The organism is Sphingobacterium daejeonense (assembly GCF_901472535.1).
Taxonomy (GTDB): Bacteria; Bacteroidota; Bacteroidia; order Sphingobacteriales; family Sphingobacteriaceae; genus Sphingobacterium; species Sphingobacterium daejeonense.
In genome coordinates, this window is sequence record NZ_LR590470.1 from 4,027,526 (window position 1) to 4,046,466 (window position 18,941).

At 44.2% G+C, this 18,941-nt stretch carries 11 protein-coding genes, 2 tRNA genes and 3 rRNA genes; 9 read left to right on the forward strand and 7 right to left on the reverse strand.

Going from position 1 to position 18,941, the window contains the following annotated elements; all coding sequences use genetic code 11:
• Positions 1 to 105 precede the first annotated feature (105 nt).
• From FGL31_RS19290 to FGL31_RS19315, 6 genes are all read right to left on the reverse strand, one after another.
• A complete protein-coding gene (locus FGL31_RS19290) occupies positions 106 to 720 on the reverse strand; it encodes a response regulator transcription factor (RefSeq protein WP_138093801.1) in 615 nt (204 codons plus the stop codon).
• Between the two features lie 804 nt (positions 721 to 1,524).
• Positions 1,525 to 1,636 (reverse strand): 5S ribosomal RNA (gene rrf, locus FGL31_RS19295).
• Positions 1,637 to 1,721: 85 nt separating this feature from the next.
• Positions 1,722 to 4,613: ribosomal RNA gene (locus FGL31_RS19300) — 23S ribosomal RNA — on the reverse strand.
• A 200-nt stretch (positions 4,614 to 4,813) separates the two neighbouring features.
• Positions 4,814 to 4,887 (reverse strand) — tRNA-Ala (locus FGL31_RS19305).
• Between the two features lie 4 nt (positions 4,888 to 4,891).
• Positions 4,892 to 4,968, reverse strand: a tRNA-Ile gene (locus tag FGL31_RS19310).
• A 126-nt stretch (positions 4,969 to 5,094) separates the two neighbouring features.
• Positions 5,095 to 6,621: ribosomal RNA gene (locus FGL31_RS19315) — 16S ribosomal RNA — on the reverse strand.
• The 16S, 23S and 5S rRNA genes sit together here with 2 tRNA genes alongside, the layout of an rRNA operon.
• Before the next feature lie 1,106 nt (positions 6,622 to 7,727).
• On the opposite strand from FGL31_RS19315, the gene FGL31_RS19320 reads away from it, so the two are divergent.
• Positions 7,728 to 9,002, forward strand: coding sequence for a hypothetical protein (locus tag FGL31_RS19320; RefSeq protein ID WP_138093803.1), 1,275 nt, complete (start codon positions 7,728 to 7,730; stop codon positions 9,000 to 9,002).
• Here the strand turns inward: FGL31_RS19320 and FGL31_RS19325 are convergent.
• A complete protein-coding gene (locus FGL31_RS19325; RefSeq protein WP_197734326.1) occupies positions 8,999 to 10,150 on the reverse strand; it encodes an acyl-CoA dehydrogenase family protein in 1,152 nt (383 codons plus the stop codon). The genes FGL31_RS19320 and FGL31_RS19325 overlap by 4 nt on opposite strands.
• Before the next feature lie 317 nt (positions 10,151 to 10,467).
• Between FGL31_RS19325 and amaB the strand changes: the two genes are divergently transcribed.
• The 8 genes from amaB to FGL31_RS19355 all read left to right on the forward strand — a co-directional run bounded on the left by amaB (position 10,468) and on the right by FGL31_RS19355 (position 18,935).
• Positions 10,468 to 11,997: an L-piperidine-6-carboxylate dehydrogenase gene (amaB, locus tag FGL31_RS19330; protein WP_138093807.1), complete on the forward strand. Its 1,530-nt coding sequence runs from the start codon at positions 10,468 to 10,470 to the stop codon at positions 11,995 to 11,997.
• Positions 11,998 to 12,003: 6 nt separating this feature from the next.
• On the forward strand, positions 12,004 to 12,546 hold the full coding sequence (locus FGL31_RS28400; protein ID WP_262709185.1) for an aminotransferase class III-fold pyridoxal phosphate-dependent enzyme: 543 nt from the start codon (positions 12,004 to 12,006) through the stop codon (positions 12,544 to 12,546).
• Complete coding sequence (locus FGL31_RS28405; protein ID WP_262709186.1) at positions 12,543 to 13,292, forward strand: aminotransferase class III-fold pyridoxal phosphate-dependent enzyme; 750 nt, start codon at positions 12,543 to 12,545, stop codon at positions 13,290 to 13,292. The genes FGL31_RS28400 and FGL31_RS28405 overlap by 4 nt, the downstream gene beginning before the upstream one ends.
• Positions 13,293 to 14,080: 788 nt before the next feature.
• Positions 14,081 to 14,248 (forward strand): NUDIX hydrolase, encoded by a 168-nt coding sequence (locus FGL31_RS22795; protein WP_171017729.1) that lies wholly within the window; start codon positions 14,081 to 14,083, stop codon positions 14,246 to 14,248.
• A 97-nt stretch (positions 14,249 to 14,345) separates the two neighbouring features.
• Positions 14,346 to 16,211: a DNA mismatch repair endonuclease MutL gene (mutL, locus tag FGL31_RS19340; RefSeq protein WP_138093813.1), complete on the forward strand. Its 1,866-nt coding sequence runs from the start codon at positions 14,346 to 14,348 to the stop codon at positions 16,209 to 16,211.
• Positions 16,212 to 16,226: 15 nt separating this feature from the next.
• Entirely contained in the window at positions 16,227 to 16,943 is a 717-nt protein-coding gene (locus tag FGL31_RS19345; RefSeq protein ID WP_138093815.1) for a rhomboid family intramembrane serine protease, read from the forward strand.
• Positions 16,944 to 16,959: 16 nt separating this feature from the next.
• Positions 16,960 to 17,835 (forward strand): rhomboid family intramembrane serine protease, encoded by an 876-nt coding sequence (locus tag FGL31_RS19350; protein WP_138093816.1) that lies wholly within the window; start codon positions 16,960 to 16,962, stop codon positions 17,833 to 17,835.
• A gap of 44 nt (positions 17,836 to 17,879) precedes the next feature.
• Complete coding sequence (locus FGL31_RS19355; protein ID WP_232046986.1) at positions 17,880 to 18,935, forward strand: endonuclease/exonuclease/phosphatase family protein; 1,056 nt, start codon at positions 17,880 to 17,882, stop codon at positions 18,933 to 18,935.
• Positions 18,936 to 18,941 lie beyond the last annotated feature (6 nt).

Here is an 18,941-nt window from a genome sequence, read left to right on the forward strand (position 1 = left end):
CGGATAAGATAGTGTAATAATGTTATTATACTAATATTAGGATAATATCAAGGGAATTTTAACAAGTATAATACTTGGGCGGGAAATTTAGGTTAAACCATCAAATTAACCAATAAATGGATGTTTATAGTTGATATTTAATTTTACAATTATTCGGTTTATAAGTACCCATAATCTTTCGATAGAGATCTTGTAAGACATGGCGATTTTCTGGAGACTTAATCCTTCCAACATCCGATGAACGATATGTAGTTCTCTTTCGGACAGCTTTCTTCTATCCTGTGGTGGTTTTTGAATACCGAAGAAAAGTGATTTAGTCAATTCAGGGCATGCATAACATGATCCGGTGAGCACATCGTTAATTATATCTACCAACTCACAGGTTTTGGTACCTTTATTAACGAATGCATATGCACCGCCCAATATACTATTTCTGATAATGGCGGGATTGATAGTATCCGAAAGCATAATTATATGCGTATTGGGAAATTTTTGCTTAATTATAGGAATTCCAGATACTCCATCTATTCCTGGCATCATAACATCCAACAGGATTACCTCGGGTACAGCAGTTTTTTCAGCTTTTGTTTGAAAGTCGGCAATAGACTCAGCTTCAAGGACGAAGTCAAATCGCACCTTGTTAAAGTTCAAAAGCTGTAGCTTAGTTAAATTTCGACAAAAGATGCTATCATCTATTATCCCTAACTTTATTCTTCGCATAAACTAATTTCTTAAATTCACTGGATTGATTTAGGATCAATCAAATCTGGTGTTACACCATCTACTATAAATATACTATTTGTCCTTTAGACAAGAAAGTAACTATTTAAAAAAGTAGGATTTTTATTTGTAAATTAATTAAATTATAAAACCCTAAGGCATTTTATTTCCACAGCAAAAAAAGCACGGAAATAGTCAAACTGAGAGTGAAAACATTGTTAAAATATCATCAATTAAACCGTTTTCACCTAAATCAGAGTTAAATTTAATTATTTAAAATATATAATTCACTAAAAGATGGAAAAAAGATGGATAGTAGATGTGGGATGTGAGATGTGAGATGTGAGATAGCCGGTTGGAATACTAGCCTTAGAGAACCAACCCTGTTACGGGTGTAACTATTCTAGAAAAATGTCATTATAACGCATAGAACTCTGTAGGGGTGTAACTATTATAGAAAAATGGCCATGCAGCCAAAAACCCCATCGGCGTTAAATGCCGGAGGCATGAAATGTATCTTAAATGCCGTAGGCATGAAATATCTATAGAAATGAAAATCCCCCAAACACCAGCGCCGTAGGTGTGGCATGTTTGTTAAATCTCCTGCTATAATAGTGACACCCCGATGGGGTTTCACCGCAGTGGCAGGTATCTCCGACGCCATGGTCGGTGTCCCCACCGGCCATCACCTGGATTGTGTGCGCCGCCTGCCCTTCGGCTAAGGGACCGAAGGCGGCCGGCAATTGGGAACGCCATAAAACAGGAAAGCCCGATGTCCTCATGGACAACGGGCTTCCGTATAAAATTAGGCACCGACCTACTCTCCCACCTGTTACGGCAATACCATCGGCTCTGGCGGGCTTAACTTCTCTGTTCGGAATGGGAAGAGGTGGACACCGCCGATATAGGCACCTGAATACCTTTTTGACAGACTGATCTGTCATTGACATGTTATTGGAAGAAAGGAGGGTTAAAAAGAGAGAGGACAACAGACTATCCGCATTGGAAAGCTTCGGGCTATTAGTACCACTCGGCTTTGGTCTCTCAACCTTTACACCTGTGGCCTATCGACGTCGTAATCTCCGACGACCCTTATGAGGAAGTCTCATCTCGTGGCTAGTTTCGCACTTAGATGCTTTCAGCGCTTATCTATCCCGGACGTAGCTACCCTGCCGTACACCTGGCGGCATAACAGGTTCACCAGCGGTCCGTCCAACCCGGTCCTCTCGTACTAAGGTCAGATCCACTCAAACTTCCAGCGCCCACAACAGATAGGGACCGAACTGTCTCGCGACGTTCTGAACCCAGCTCGCGTGCCACTTTAATGGGCGAACAGCCCAACCCTTGGGACCTTCTCCAGCCCCAGGATGTGACGAGCCGACATCGAGGTGCCAAACCTCCCCGTCGATATGAGCTCTTGGGGGAGATCAGCCTGTTATCCCCAGAGTACCTTTTATCCTTTGAGCGATGGCCCTTCCATACAGAACCACCGGATCACTATGTCCGTCTTTCGACCCTGGTCGACTTGTAGGTCTCACAGTCAAGCAAGCTTATGCCATTGCACTCCTCGTACGGTTACCAAGCGTACTGAGCTTACCTTTGAAAGCCTCCGTTACCTTTTTGGAGGCGACCACCCCAGTCAAACTACCCACCAAACAATGTCTCCCGCTGGGCGGGATTAGAAACCGAATACAGAAAGGGCGGTATTTCAAGGGCGTATCCGCGATTCCTGGCGAAACCGCTTCGACTACTCCCGCCTATCCTACACATCCTGTACCCAATTTCAATGTTAAGCTATAGTGAAGGTTCATGGGGTCTTTCCGTCCCGTTGCGGGTAACCGGCGTCTTCACCGATACCACAATTTCACCGAGCTCATGGCTGAGACAGCGCCCAGATCGTTACACCATTCGTGCAGGTCGGAACTTACCCGACAAGGAATTTCGCTACCTTAGGACCGTTATAGTTACGGCCGCCGTTTACTGGGGCTTCGATTCAATGCTTCTCCTTGCGGATGACATCCCCTCTTAACCTTCCAGCACCGGGCAGGTGTCAGGCCTTATACCTCATCTTTCGATTTCGCAAAGCCATATGTTTTTGCTAAACAGTCGCCTGGGCCTTTTCACTGCGGCTTCTCCACCCGGAGGTGGAGGAAGCGCCCCTTCTCCCGAAGTTACAGGGCCATTTTGCCGAGTTCCTTAGCCATGATTCACTCGAGCACCTTAGGATCCTCTCCTCGACCACCTGTGTCGGTTTGCGGTACGGGTCTTGATGACCTGGAGCTTAGCGGGTTTTCTTGGAAGTCTGCTTACCTGCGCTATCAGCGCCCCCGAGGGTTTGCTGTACTATCGGGCTTCGGCTGTACCGGCGGATTTGCCTACCGGTCCAATACCTTTGCCCTTCAACGAACTATTCCGTCAGTTCGCGGCAGTGTCACTACTCCGTCACCACATCGCAGTCATCAACAGTACGGGAATATTAACCCGTTGGCCATCGGCTGCCTCCCTTCGGATGCGCCTTAGGTCCCGACTGACCCTGATCCGATTAGCGTTGATCAGGAAACCTTGGTCTTTCGGTGGGCGGGTTTCTCACCCGCCTTATCGTTACTTATGCCTACATTTGCTTTTCCATCAGGTCCACCACAGGTCACCCTGCGGATTCGCCCCCGATGGAATGCTCCCCTACCAGTGCAACACGAGGTTGCAATCCATAGCTTCGGTACCGTTCTTGATGCCCGTTTATTATCCACGCCCGGCCGCTCGACTAGTGAGCTGTTACGCACTCTTTAAATGAATGGCTGCTTCCAAGCCAACATCCTAGCTGTCTGGGCAACCGGACCTCGTTAGTTCAACTTAGAACGGATTTGGGGACCTTAGCTGATGGTCTGGGTTCTTTCCCTCTCGGCCTTGGACCTTAGCACCCAAAGCCTCACTGCCGGCCATATCTAGCAGCATTCGGAGTTCGTCTGGATTTGGTAGGATTTGACTCCCCCGCACCCAATCGGTAGCTCTACCTCTGCTAGACTCATATGCCGACGCTGTTCCTAAAAACATTTCGGGGAGTACGAGCTATTTCCCAGTTTGATTGGCCTTTCACCCCTACCCTCAGGTCATCCGGAAACTTTTCAACGTTTATCGGTTCGGTCCTCCAGTACGTGTTACCGCACCTTCAACCTGCCCAAGGGTAGATCACAAGGTTTCGCGTCTACCTCGTCCGACTCTGCGCCCTGTTCAGACTCGCTTTCGCTTCGGCTCCTGGCCTTAAGCCATTAACCTTGCCGGACAAGAGTAACTCGTAGGCTCATTATGCAAAAGGCACGCCGTCACGGAATCGCTCCGCTCCGACCGCTTGTAAGCACACGGTTTCAGGTTCTTTTCACTCCCCTGTTCGGGGTTCTTTTCACCTTTCCCTCACGGTACTGGTCCACTATCGGTCTCTCAGGAGTATTTAGCCTTGCCAGATGGTGCTGGCGGATTCCCACAGGATTTCTCCGGTCCCGCGGTACTCAGGATACCACTATGCCTGTATTCTTTGCCTGTACGGGGCTCTCACCCTTGTCGCGCAGTTTCCCACCTGCTTCCAGTTCATAGCACAGTGCAACATCGTGGTCCTACAACCCCATGCATGCCGTGACATGCATGGTTTGGGCTCTTTCCCGTTCGCTCGCCACTACTTGGGAAATCATTGTTATTTTCTCCTCCTACGCCTACTTAGATGTTTCAGTTCAGCGCGTTCGCCTCATTTGATGGCATGCCTTCAGCATGCCGGGTTGCCCCATTCGGAAATCCACGGATCGAGTCGCATTTGCCGATCCCCGTGGCTTATCGCAGCTTATCACGTCCTTCATCGCCTCTGAGAGCCTAGGCATCCCCCGTGTGCCCTTGTTTACTTTCTTCGCGCCACCACCCCTTTTGCCAAGTGGTGGGCTGCATTTGGTGCACCGCATTGCTGCAGTGCGCCTCTGTTGTCTTCTCTTGTTAATCTCTTTTCTTCCAATATGTCAAAGAACTCTTCGTTTCCCGTGCATCCGGTGTCCTGCGGCCGCGTGGACATGCCACCGTGACCTGCATTCACCCTACGATAACGGGCAACCTGTGGAGAATAACGGATTCGAACCGTTGACCCCCTGCGTGCAAGGCAGGTGCTCTAGCCAGCTGAGCTAATTCCCCGCGGTGGTAGTCCCGAGCAGACTTGAACTGCTGACCCCTACATTATCAGTGTAGTGCTCTAACCAACTGAGCTACGGGACTAGCTTATCTCTCTCATCTTCTCTCGGTGACCCTCACCCCGATACCGGGATGGGCACTTTCTTCTGAATGTATCTTCTTTTTCCTTAGATCATGTATGTGGCGCAGCGGCCCCGGCGCGGGCTCTAGAAAGGAGGTATTCCAGCCGCACCTTCCGGTACGGCTACCTTGTTACGACTTAGCCCCAATTACCGGTTTTACCCTAACACGCTCCTTGCGGTTACATGCTTTAGGTACCCCCAGCTTTCATGGCTTGACGGGCGGTGTGTACAAGGCCCGGGAACGTATTCACCGCGTCATTGCTGATACGCGATTACTAGCGAATCCAACTTCACGGGGTCGAGTTGCAGACCCCGATCCGAACTGTGAATGGCTTTTCGAGATTGGCATCACATTGCTGTGTAGCTGCCCGCTGTACCATCCATTGTAGCACGTGTGTAGCCCCGGACGTAAGGGCCATGATGACTTGACGTCGTCCCCGCCTTCCTCTCTGCTTGCGCAGGCAGTCTGTCCAGAGTCCCCACCTTTACGTGCTGGCAACTGGACATAGGGGTTGCGCTCGTTGCGGGACTTAACCCAACACCTCACGGCACGAGCTGACGACAGCCATGCAGCACCTAGTTTCCTGTCCCGAAGGACGCATCCGTCTCTGGATGCTTCAGTAACTTTCAAGCCCGGGTAAGGTTCCTCGCGTATCATCGAATTAAACCACATGCTCCTCCGCTTGTGCGGGCCCCGTCAATTCCTTTGAGTTTCACCCTTGCGGGCGTACTCCCCAGGTGGATAACTTAACGCTTTCGCTTGGACGCTTACGGTATATCGCAAACATCGAGTTATCATCGTTTAGGGCGTGGACTACCAGGGTATCTAATCCTGTTCGATCCCCACGCTTTCGTGCATCAGCGTCAATAACGGCTTAGACAGCTGCCTTCGCAATCGGTGTTCTGAGACATATCTATGCATTTCACCGCTACTTGTCTCATTCCGCCGTCTTCAACCGCATTCAAGCACTTCAGTATCAAGGGCACTGCGACAGTTGAGCTGCCGTCTTTCACCCCTGACTTAAAGTGCCGCCTACGCACCCTTTAAACCCAATAAATCCGGATAACGCTCGGATCCTCCGTATTACCGCGGCTGCTGGCACGGAGTTAGCCGATCCTTATTCTCCGGGTACGTTCAGCCCACTACACGTAGTGGGGTTTATTCCCCGGCAAAAGCAGTTTACAACCCATAGGGCAGTCGTCCTGCACGCGGCATGGCTGGTTCAGGGTTGCCCCCATTGACCAATATTCCTTACTGCTGCCTCCCGTAGGAGTCTGGTCCGTGTCTCAGTACCAGTGTGGGGGATTCTCCTCTCAGAGCCCCTAGACATCGTCGCCTTGGTGGGCCGTTACCCCACCAACTAGCTAATGTCACGCGAGCCCATCCATATCCTATGAATATTTGACGCCGGAACGATGCCGTCCCGGCGTGTCATGCGGTGTTAATCCGGATTTCTCCGGGCTATCCCCCTGATATGGGCAGGTTGCTCACGCGTTACGCACCCGTGCGCCACTCTCACCGGAAGTAGCGAGCTACTCCCGGATCCCGTCCGACTTGCATGTATTAGGCCTGCCGCTAGCGTTCATCCTGAGCCAGGATCAAACTCTCCATTGTAAAATGAAGTGTAAGACCGTGACTATTCATAATAAATAGAAACGTCTTGTTTTAATGTTTTCCTCCCGCTCCGGGATACCTGAATTGATTTATCTTGTATATCTTTTCAGCGTATGCTTCCTTGCGGAAACTCCGCTGCGCTACATGATCATTTAAAGAACTTATCTCGCCTCCGCTTCGCGCTTCGGCTGTATTTCGTAGAGTGCTTGAGCACTCCTGAACTGTCATTTTCGTTGGCTCCGGGCGTCGCGCCCATCGCCGTTTCCCCTGGTTGGGACTGCAAAGGTAGGAGCTTTTTTCGAATCCGCAAAATTTATTTTGAAATAATTTTCGCGGCCCCTTTTCGGCTTCCCGTGCCGGCAATGTGCCGCCTGCGGTGTCGCCCGTCCTTCCCCCTATTTCAGTGGCGTTTCCGCCGTCCCTCCCTTGCGGAGTGGTGCAAAGATAGGGACATTTGCACATTACTTCCAAGACCACGGCACAACATTTTTTGCCCAAGGGGCGTAACTCGCTATCCCATTGAAAGATAATTTTTCGGCCGGGCAGCAGATTACCGGCTCCCGGGTGCGCCATCGGGGGAAAGCGCGCCCCAGGCAGACTCCGGCGGGCACGGAAAAGGAACGGCATTTAAGATATATTTCATGCCCCTGGCATTTGACCCCGATGGGGCTTTTGCTCATCATTACCATCCCTGCTCCACATTTCACCTTTCAGCCTTTCCACATATAATCATGTCAAACATGATTAATCCGATCAATCACAGTTTAACAGGTGGCCGGTGGGGACACCGGCCACGGCGGTTGTTTTGATCTCCTTCCACTCTCCTTCCACTCTCCGTCCACTCTCAGTCCTCTTTCGTTCGCACCTCGTTCGGACCTCGTTCGGGTGTTTTCCGAAGAAGCTCCGAACAAGGTCCGTACAAGGTCCGAACGAGAGACGAACCAGAGTATACCGAGTCAGGAACAAGACCATAACAAGATCCCTCAGAGTAAATAGCAGTCAAATAAACCCCCATCACCTGTCGCTGTTAAAAAACCTTAAATACATAATGTCAGCTTTCGAAGCCCCCAAAAATCAATTATCTTTAATCAAACCCAATCATAACCATGGACAATGATAACCAAAGTGTAAGCTCAGCTTACTTTCCAAGCAATCCTATATTATTCAGGTTCACTTTTTTGTTTATAGTCCTGTTTACACTATTATTCAACAACGGGACATTGATCTTATTGAGTCCGCAACCCCTATTGAAAATTGATGCGCTGCTGGTTTCGGCGAATTGGGTGGCCAACCATATCTTTCAAGATGACCGAACCATCACCTACGGTTTCGGTGGTAGTGGTGACACCAGCTTTCATTGGTACACATTGTTTATTGTTCTAATACTTTCGCTAATTGGCACTCTTGTTTGGTCAATTTTTGCCAAAGGCACGAAGAACTACAACAAACTCTATTATTTACTTACGGTAATTGTTAGATATTATATAGGCCTGATGATGATACAATATGGCATTGCGAAACTTTACCAAAGCCAATTTCCATTTCCTTTCCATCTTACTCTTGTGTCACCTCTTTACAATATGCACCCCATGACATTGGCTTGGACATTTTTTGGAGCATCGTATGGTTATAATATATTTATAGGAATCGTTGAGGTATTGGGAGTACTCTTGCTCTTTAGGAAGACCGCAACATTGGGCGCTCTCATTACATTGGCCACAAGTTTGAACGTCATGGCCATTAATTACTTTTACAACGTGCCGGTAAAAATGGTTTCGACTGCTTTGGTATTATTTTGCCTATTTCTATTAGCTCCAAATATCCAGAGACTGTTTGCTTTTCTCTGCCAGGGCAAATCCACCTCCTTGGTCAGTTTTCCCAATTTGAGCATAAGTTCGAAAATAGGCAGGGTTTCAGTTATTAGTATAAAGTACTTATTGATTGTGATTACTGTTGGCGTGTCTTTAAGTTCGAAAAACAATTCTAGTGAAATAAGGAATGCTTTTAACGATCCAGAATCAGAGCTATATGGAGCTTTCTATATTACAGACAGGGAACAGAAGAACAAAAATCTGATAGGCATATCGGAAAATTGGCAGAAGTTTATATTTATGACCGACACCAAACTGATTATTCAGAATTACGAGTCCAAGAGCACGGATTATCAGATCATAGTAGACCGTAAAAAGAAGGAAGTTAAGATTGTTGCTAAATATGGCGAGAGAGGAATCCATGCCACTTACAAAAAAGGGAATAATGGGAATATTATCTTAACCACGTTAAATTCTGAAACTCCTATAACCTTGGAATTGACGAAAATAGACCTGGACAATATCCCCCTTCATACACAAAAGTTCAACTGGGTCAGGGGCGACATTTAAAATGCGCTGATTCCTGTTATATCATTACCTGTGATCAATAGATGGATATCATGTGTTCCTTCATAAGTGATGACCGATTCCAGGTTCATCATATGTCGCATAATCGGATAGTCGCCTACGATGCCCATTGCACCGAGTATCTGCCGAGCTTCGCGTGCGACTTGCAGGGCCATATTTACATTGTTTCTTTTTGCCATTGATATCTGGGCTGGTGTTGCTTGGTCTTCATTTTTCAATTGCCCCAAACGTAGGGATAGCAGCTGTGCTTTGGTGATTTCTGTGACCATTTCGGCCATTTTTTTCTGTTGCAATTGGAATGATGCTATTGGTTTTCCGAACTGTTGGCGTTCTTTAGCATATTTCAGGGCTGTTTGGTAGCAATCAACGGCAGCTCCGATCGCGCCCCAAGAGATTCCGTATCGGGCAGAATTGAGGCATGACAATGGTCCGCGCATCGAATTCACCTCTGGTAAGATGTTTTCTTTAGGGATATATACTTGATCAAAAACCAACTCTCCTGTTTTTGATGCCCGCAGGGACCACTTATTCAGTGTTTCGGGTGTACTGAATCCTTGGAAGGCTCTTTCTACGATGACTCCTCTGATTTTCTTTTCTTCGTCTCTAGCCCATACCACAGCAATGTCACAGATCGGCGCATTGGTGATCCACATTTTTGCACCATTTAATCTATATCCATCTCCATCTTTTATCAATTTTGTTTCCATTCCAGCTGGGTCGGATCCATGGTTGGGTTCTGTCAAGCCGAATGCACCAATAAGTTCACCTTTTGCTAAACCAGGGAGGAATTTTTGTTTTTGGTCTTCTGATCCAAAACTATATATAGGGTACATGACCAATGAAGATTGTACAGATGCTGCGGATCGGATTGCAGAATCACCATATTCCAATTCCTGCATTATAAGTCCGTATGCGATCTGGTCGAGGCCTGCCCCACCGTACTGTTCGGGGATAAATGGCCCCAGGGCACCAATTCTGCCCAATTTTTTCATCAGATCAGGAATTTCCTTGTGCTCTTGTGCATACTGATCGATTATAGGAGAGATTTCAGATTTGACAAATTCACTTATCGAATCGCGAACCAAAAGCTGTTCAGGTGTTAGTAATTGTTCGATTTGGTAGTAGTCCATATTAGTATTGAGATGTGAGATGTGAGATATTAGATGTGAGATGTGGGATATGAGATATGAGATAAAACTGGTTTAATTATTAGGGTTTAAATATTTATTGTTTTTATAATATGATTATAGTTCTAAATTAAGGTTCTTCTTATCTTTTAACAATGACATTGGTCATCAATTTAAATTTTTGAGACTTGTTATTGGTTAAATTTCTTATTTCTCGTATCACAAAATCTTATAACTCTAAACAATCTACTGTCTAATATATAAAATAACAAAAATAATTCTCTATATTTATGAAAATTTCGAATAATATAAACCATATTATGACATCAAAAGAATTAAAAGCACTTGGGATTGAGTCTGAGAATCTAGGGACCTCTACGGGAAACAAATGGTTTGCTAAGGGTGAATTGATTGATTCTTACTCTCCTACAAATGGAAAGTTGATTGCCAAGGTAAAGTGCACTACAAAAAAGGAATACGATAAAGTTATAGAAGAGGCTGAGAAGGCTAAATTGATTTGGAGGGATATTCCTGCGCCTAAGCGTGGGGAGATAGTCCGTCAATTAGGAGAGAAATTGCGTGAATTGAAGCCTGTTTTAGGGAAATTGGTATCCTATGAAATGGGAAAATCCTACCAGGAAGGTTTAGGTGAGGTACAGGAGATGATCGACATCTGTGATTTTGCTGTAGGATTAAGCAGACAGTTATATGGCAATACCATTCATTCTGAAAGACCTGGCCACAGGATGTACGATCAATATCATCCACTAGGGATTGTAGGAATAATCACTGCATTTAACTTTCCTGTAGCAGTTTGGTCTTGGAATGCTGCCTTAGCATTAGTATGTGGAGATGTTGTTGTATGGAAACCGAGCGAAAAGACTCCTCTATGTGCTGTTGCCTGCCAGAACATCATTGCGGAGATTTTAAAATCCAATAAATTGCCTGAGGGCATTTCATCGGTTGTTACCGGAGATGCTGAGGTAGGGAAATGGATTGCTGAGGATGATCGGATTCCATTGGTTTCGGCTACAGGTTCTACGCGTATGGGTAAAGCTGTTGCTGGAGTTGTGGCACAGCGATTAGGAAAATCATTGTTGGAGTTAGGTGGCAACAATGCCATTATTGTAAGTCCATCAGCAGATTTAAAGATGACGATCATTGGAGCGGTTTTCGGTGCGGTTGGTACAGCAGGACAACGCTGTACGAGCACAAGGAGGTTGATTATCCATGAAAGCATTTACGATAAGGTTAAGAAATCATTGGTTGACGCCTACAAACAAATAAAGATTGGAGATCCATTGGACAGCAAAAACCATATGGGCCCTTTGATCGACACCGCGGCAGTTGATATGTACTTATCAGCTCTTGACAAGATCAAGGCTGAGGGTGGCAAGTTACTGACCAAAGGCGAAGTATTGCAAGGATCAGGTTATGAGAGCGGCTGTTATGTAACACCTGTCATAGCGGAAGTTGAAAATCATTATGAGATTGTACAACATGAGACATTTGCACCGATTTTATATTTGATAAAATACAAGGGTGAGGTTGATGAGGCGATTGCGCTGCAAAATGGCGTAAGACAAGGACTTTCATCAGCGATCATGACCAACAGTTTACGAGAGGCTGAGTTGTTCTTGAGTCAGAATGGGTCTGACTGTGGGATTGCCAATGTTAACATTGGTACTTCCGGCGCTGAGATCGGTGGTGCATTCGGGGGAGAGAAAGACACTGGTGGCGGCCGTGAGTCAGGGTCTGATGCATGGAAAATATATATGCGCAGACAAACCAATACTATTAACTACACAACAAGCTTGCCTTTGGCACAAGGTATTAAATTTGATTTATAAACCATTATGAGAGAAACACATAAAAGATTAGCAAAACATATATTGGCAGATGGGCTACCTGTTGTTATGGACCTGGACAGATCCCACGGTTCTTATATCGTAGACATCGATGGTAAGGAGTATTTGGACATGTTCAGCATGTTTGCATCCTCACCGGTTGGATATAATCATCCATATATTCTGGCGAATGAAAAGCAGCTTGAAAAAGTATCGATTAACAAATTAGCTTTATCGGATATTTATCCTGACGAATATGCTGATTTTATGGATACTTTTGAGCGTGTTGGGATTCCCCAAGAGTTAAGCTACTGCTTTTTTATTGACGGTGGTGGATTGGCCGTTGAGAATGCTCTAAAAGCTGCTTTCGACTGGAAGACGAGGTTGAACCTTTCAAAAGGGATTGACCAAGAGGCAAGTCAGGTGATCCATTTTAAGCAGGCATTCCATGGCAGGACTGGTTATACATTATCCTTGACGAACACAAAAGACCCGAGGAAATACATGTATTTCCAAAATTCAATTGGCCGAGGATTACGAATCCGAAGTTGACTTTTCCATTGACTGAAGAATCTGTTGCTGCTACCGTAGAACTCGAGAAGCAAGCGATACAAGAAATTGAGTCTGCCATTGCGAGCAATCCCAATGACATTGCCTGTTTAATTTTGGAGCCTATTCAAGCAGAGGGTGGCGACAATCATTTCAGGAAGGAATTTTTCCAGAAATTGCGTGAGATCTGTGACCAGCACGATATCATCCTAATTTTGGACGAAGTTCAGACAGGAATTGCGATGACTGGTAAGATGTGGTGCTACCAACATTACGGTATAGTACCGGATGTTATTTCCTTTGGCAAGAAAACTCAGGTTTGTGGCATTTTGGCGAACAGGGAGAAATTCGACCGTGTCGAGAAGAATGTATTCCAGGAGTCGAGCCGTATCAATTCTACTTTCGGCGGCAACTTGGTGGACATGATTCGCTTTAAGTTGATTCTTGAAATCATCGAAAAGGAAGGATTAGTAAACAAGGCAGAAACATTAGGGGAATATCTTCAAGTTAAATTAATGGAACTGGAAGAAAAACACCCAAGCATCAGTAATGTTCGGGGTAAAGGACTTCTCATCGCATTCGATTTGCCTTCTGAAGAAATCAGGGATAAATTTGTGAAGGATGCAATGTCCGAGAACATGTTGATCCTTGGATGTGGCGATAAGAGTATCCGATTCAGACCGCATCTGACCGTCACAAAAGAAGATTTGGACAAAGCAATAGCTATTATTGACAAAATAGTTGATTAATAAATTAAAATCCCGTTTTTAGAAGCGGGATTTTTTATTTGCAAAACAATCCTATTAAAGGAGATTTTAAAGATACAATTGAAACTTGAGCCAGGTTTACTGGTTGGTGGAGACACCAACCAGGGCGGGGTGCTAAAGGTACTAACCAGGGCATGATGCCATGGTCGGTGTCCCCATCGACCACCTTACTGTATAACTAGACTTGAGCCAAGTTTACTGGTTGGTGGAGACACCAACCAGGGCGGGGGGCTAAAGATACCAACCAGGGCTTGATGCCGTTGTCCGCGTCCTCACCGACCACCGTACTTTATAACTAGATTTGAGCCAGGTTTACTGGTTGGTGGAGACACCAACCAGGGCGGGTGTTAAAGATACCAACCAGGGCTTGATGCCGTGGTCGGTGTCCCCACCGATCACCTTACTGTATAACTAGACTTGAGCCAAGTTTACTGGTTGGTGGAGACACCAACCAGGGCGGGGGGCTAAAGATACCAACCAGGGCTTGATGCCGTTGTCCGCGTCCTCACCGACCACCGTACTTTATAACTAGATTTGAGCCAGGTTTACTGGTTGGTGGAGACACCAACCAGGGCGGGGTGTTAAAGATACCAACCAGGGCTTGATGCCGTGGTCGGTGTCCTCACCGACCACCGTACTGTATAACTAGACTTGAGCCAAGTTTACTGGTTGGTGGAGACACCAACCAGGGCGGGGTGTTGGAGGCACCGACCAGGTCTTACAATATTAATGTCAAATAACAGCACTATGGCGAATCATCAAACATTCTTATGGAGCAGGATTGTTTTCTTTACGAATTGATTGAAGATATTCACCCAACCAATGAAATAGAAGAAATTAAGTTTTTTGACATGGAGATGTATGAATTGGAGGAGGCTCAAGTTCCGGGAGTCATAAAAATATTTGACCAATTAATTGCGGATAAACATTTATCATAAAAGGTCTTATGGTTATTCAAAATATTTGACAATAATTAGTTTAAAGAGGTGGGCTAAAATCCTATTGATTGGAGTCATTTTTGTACCTTTGTAGATTATGTCGGATATAATTCAATTGCTTCCAGATTCAGTAGCAAATCAGATTGCGGCGGGCGAGGTTGTACAGCGTCCCTCTTCAGCGATCAAGGAACTGATGGAGAATGCTATAGATGCTGGGGCAGATCATATAAAACTTATTATCAAAGATGCGGGGAAGTCATTGATCCAGGTGATTGACAATGGCTGTGGTATGAGCGTTACGGATGCTCGTTTATGTTTTGAGCGACATGCTACCTCGAAGATTAGGAAGGCAGAGGATCTATTTGCGATTCGTACGATGGGATTTCGAGGTGAGGCGATGGCCTCAATAGCTGCTATTGCCCACGTGGAACTTAAGACCCGACGCATTGAGGATGAGTTGGGTACGGTAGTAGAGATCGAAGGATCAGAGGTTATCCAACAATACCCAGATCAAGCTCCTGCAGGCACGAGCATTTCTGTAAAAAACCTTTTCTACAATATTCCTGCTAGAAGGAACTTCTTAAAAAGCAATTCTGTTGAGCTTCGGCATATCATCGACGAGTTCCAACGTGTTGCTTTGGCACATCCCAATATATTTTTCAGTTTCCATAGCGATGGCAATGAATTGTTTCATTTGCCCAAAGAAACTTTGAAACAACGGATTGTTCACTTATTTGGCAACAACTACAATCAGAGGTTGGTGCCTGTTGAGGAGACGACGAGTATTTTGAACATCAATGGATTTATAGGTAAGCCTGAATTTGCCAAGAAAACTCGCGGTGAGCAGTTTTTTTTCGTAAACAACCGATACATAAAAGATCCTTATTTGAATCATGCTGTCATGAATGCTTACGAGGAGATTTTACCAGCTGATACATTTCCGTTATATGTCTTATTTATCGATATCGATCCATCAAAAATCGACATCAACGTTCATCCTACCAAAACAGAGATTAAATATGAGGATGAAAAGGCGATCTATGCTATTCTTAGGTCAGCGGTAAAGCGCAGTATTGGGAGGTATAACATTGCTCCCACCTTGGATTTTGAACAGGAAACGGGTTTCAACAACTTGATTACTCCGAAACCTTTGGATGAGATTCAAGCGCCCACGATCAACTTCAATCCGAATTTCAATCCATTTGATGATGGTGTAAAAAAACATACACGTAGTTATATTGCACCTGAACAGGTTGAACGGAGGAGCGGTATCCCACAGAATTGGGACAGTTTATATCAGATTACAGAGACGGAAGAAGCGGAGCAACTCAGTCTTCTTCCCGCGGAGGAAGATGCTAAATCAGAGGCTGAAATTATCCAGCCATCCGACCAGCCGAAGAAGCAATTTTTCCAGTTGCACAACCGTTATATAGTATCGCAGATACATTCTGGGTTTATGTTGATCGATCAACAAGCTGCGCATGAGCGCATTCTTTTTGAGCAATTTCAACAACAATTAATTAATAATCAAGGTACGAGCCAGCAGAGTTTGTTTCCACAGACCATTGAGTTGAATCCGGCTGATTTTGCTTTAGTCCAGGATATTTTGCCTGAAATCCACGCATTGGGATTTCAATTACGTCCATTTGGGAAAACTACGTATATTGTAGATGGAATTCCGGCGGATTTGGAAAACATCAATGAGAGCCAGATTATCGAGAAGTTATTGGAGGATTTCAAGAACCAGAGCGACTTGCGTCTGAACAAGAGGGAGCGATTAGCAAAAAGTTTGGCGAAGAATGCTTCGATAAAACCGGGCACGAAATTAGACAATGACGGTATGGCCGAATTGATCGACAAGTTATTTGCTTGTGAGTCGCCGAACATTTCTCTTTTTGGGAAGCCCGTAATTATTACTTATACCCTACAGGAGTTAGCCGAGCGCTTTGGTAGGATCATTTAATTTTGAAATTATTATATGAATAACCTTTTAGGAAATTTACCTACAGTAACGAAGAATCTATTGATCATCAATATTGTTTGTTTTATTGGTTCGATGATTTTTGATCAAGCTACGAGATTCTTTGGAGTTTTTTATCCAGATTCACCATTTTTCAAGATCTGGCAGATTATTACCTACATGTTTATGCATGGAGGTTTTGGCCATATTTTCTTCAATATGTTTGCGTTGGTGATGTTTGGTGCTGTTATTGAGCGAATTTTGGGTCCGAAGCGCTTTCTGAACTATTATTTAATTTGTGGTTTAGGGGCTTTGGTTTTGCAATATGGTGTCCAAGCATTCGAGGTTTATAACATTGCTGGCACTGTTAAAGCATCTCAATTCTTGAACTTCAACTATACTACTGGTATGGTTTCAACGAATTTACCGATTACACAAGATCAATTAGGCACATTACTTTCGATTTACGGCACACCATTGGTAGGTGCTTCAGGGGCGATTTACGGGTTGCTTTTGGCATATGGGTATTTATTTCCAAATGCAGAGCTTATGTTGATCTTTTTACCGGTTCCTATTAAGGCTAAATACTTTATTCCCATTCTGATTGTCATTGAAATTGTTTTGGGTTTTTCGAGTTCAGGCTCATCAATTGCCCACTTGGCACATGTTGGAGGAGCCTTATTTGGGTTTATTCTTTTAAAAATGTGGGGAATAAAAAGAACAAATTATTATTAAGATTGTCTCGATAGATATGAAAAAGGAAAGTGGATTAAAAATGTTCTTCAGGACAACCTATCAAACAGGTTCTCCAATTCCTTATATACTATCTATTCAGATTATTCTATTCGTCCTACTTCATATTGCTGATTTATTAGTTGACCTAGGCGTGATTAGCTTTCCGCTTTATGATTGGATGTTGACCAACTTGACTCTTCCGAATACATTTTCGGAGTTTATTTTGCGTCCATGGACGTTGGTTACCTATCCATTCGTCTACGACGGTTTATTCCGGATTGTATTCGATTGTCTTTGGTTATATTGGATGGGTACAACTTTTCTGAATTTTCTAAACAAGCGGCAATTACTGACCGTTTTCTTTGTTTCATTTTTCTTGAGCGGGTTGAGTTTTCTGGCTTTATCGCAGGTTGAATTTTTGGCTAAGGGGCCTTATTCTTCTTTGTTTTCGAATTCGATGGGATTGGCTTCTTTGGTTGCGAGCATAATGGTTTTGGTTCCGAATTTGGAGATCAGATTGTTTTTGTTTGGGACTGTTCGTTTTCGGACCATTGCTATTGTTTTCTTTTCATTAGAGATTTTATTTTACTTGTTTGCTAATCGAGCTGCGGCAGCAACCTTTCCTATTGCGATTTTATGGGGAGCGATATTCATGTATCAATTACAGGCGGGAAATGATTTGAGCAAGTGGTTTGTTTTTCAACGAAAGAAGAAACTTCGGGTGGTCCATCCTGTCAAAAAAGTTCCTACTTACCGTAGCTACAAAGGAGATCTTCCAAACCAGGAAGTTATAGATGAAATTTTGGATAAAATTTCTCAAAATGGATACGAAAGTCTATCTTCACGGGAAAAAGAAATCCTATTTAGGATAAGTAGAGAAGAGCAAGAATAATGTTAATCAAAAAGAAGAATCTCGGTTTTTTTAGCAAGACCATTATGCTGGGCAACCTAGCTGCTATAGTTGCTCTTTTTGTATGTTATTCAGCTTCTATTATCAATCCCAAATCCTTTTGGCCGAGTTCGTTTTTAGGGTTAGGCTATTTACCCATCTTATTGATTAATTTAGGTTTTATCTTTTACTGGATTTTACGGAAACCTAAGTATTCTTTGTTTTCCCTTATTGCTATTTTAATAGGTTGGAATTTAATGACGAAGCATGTCACGTTCAATTCTGTTGAACCACGGACAAAGAACGATTCATCTTTGCGGGTTATGACTTACAATGTGCATATGTTTGAATCTGTTGAGAAAACTGAGACGCCTGCTAAGGATGTTTTCACGGAAATCATCAAAGATGTTGATCCCGATGTGCTCTGCTTGCAGGAGTTCAGCAGTACGATCAAAGGGAACAAAAAATTCAGTGAGAAGATCAAATCTCACAATAATTTTGACAGCTATTATTTTGCTCCTTCGCAACAGAATGAATACAATGCCTATGGGCAGGTTATTTTTTCTAAGTTTCCGATTATCAATTCGGGTTTGATCAAGAAGAATGAATATGGTATCAACCGGATTATTTATGTTGACATTGTTAAGAACGAGGATACGGTAAGGGTATATAACGTTCATTTACGTTCCTTTGGTCTTCAGAGTGAAGACAAGGAATTCATTCAGAATCCGAAAACTGGAGATGGTACGGAAGAGACCAAAACAAAGCGTGTTGGCAGAAAATTAAAATGGGCATTTGAACAGCGCAGCGACCAGGCTGAATCTTTGTTTGATCATATTGAAGAAACGAAATATCCCAAGATTGTTATGGGCGACTTTAATGATACGCCTATGTCCTATTCGGTTAATTTAATAGGAAAAGATCTGAAAAATGCATTTCAGGAAAAGGGAAATGGTTGGGGTGTTACCCATTATGAGTTATTGCCCATTCTTCAGATTGATTACATTTTCTGTGAAAAGAACTTTACAGTTAACAATTATCAGGTGGTGAAGAAGAAGATGTCTGACCACTACCCTATTTATGCAGACATCAGTCTTAATTAATAGGTT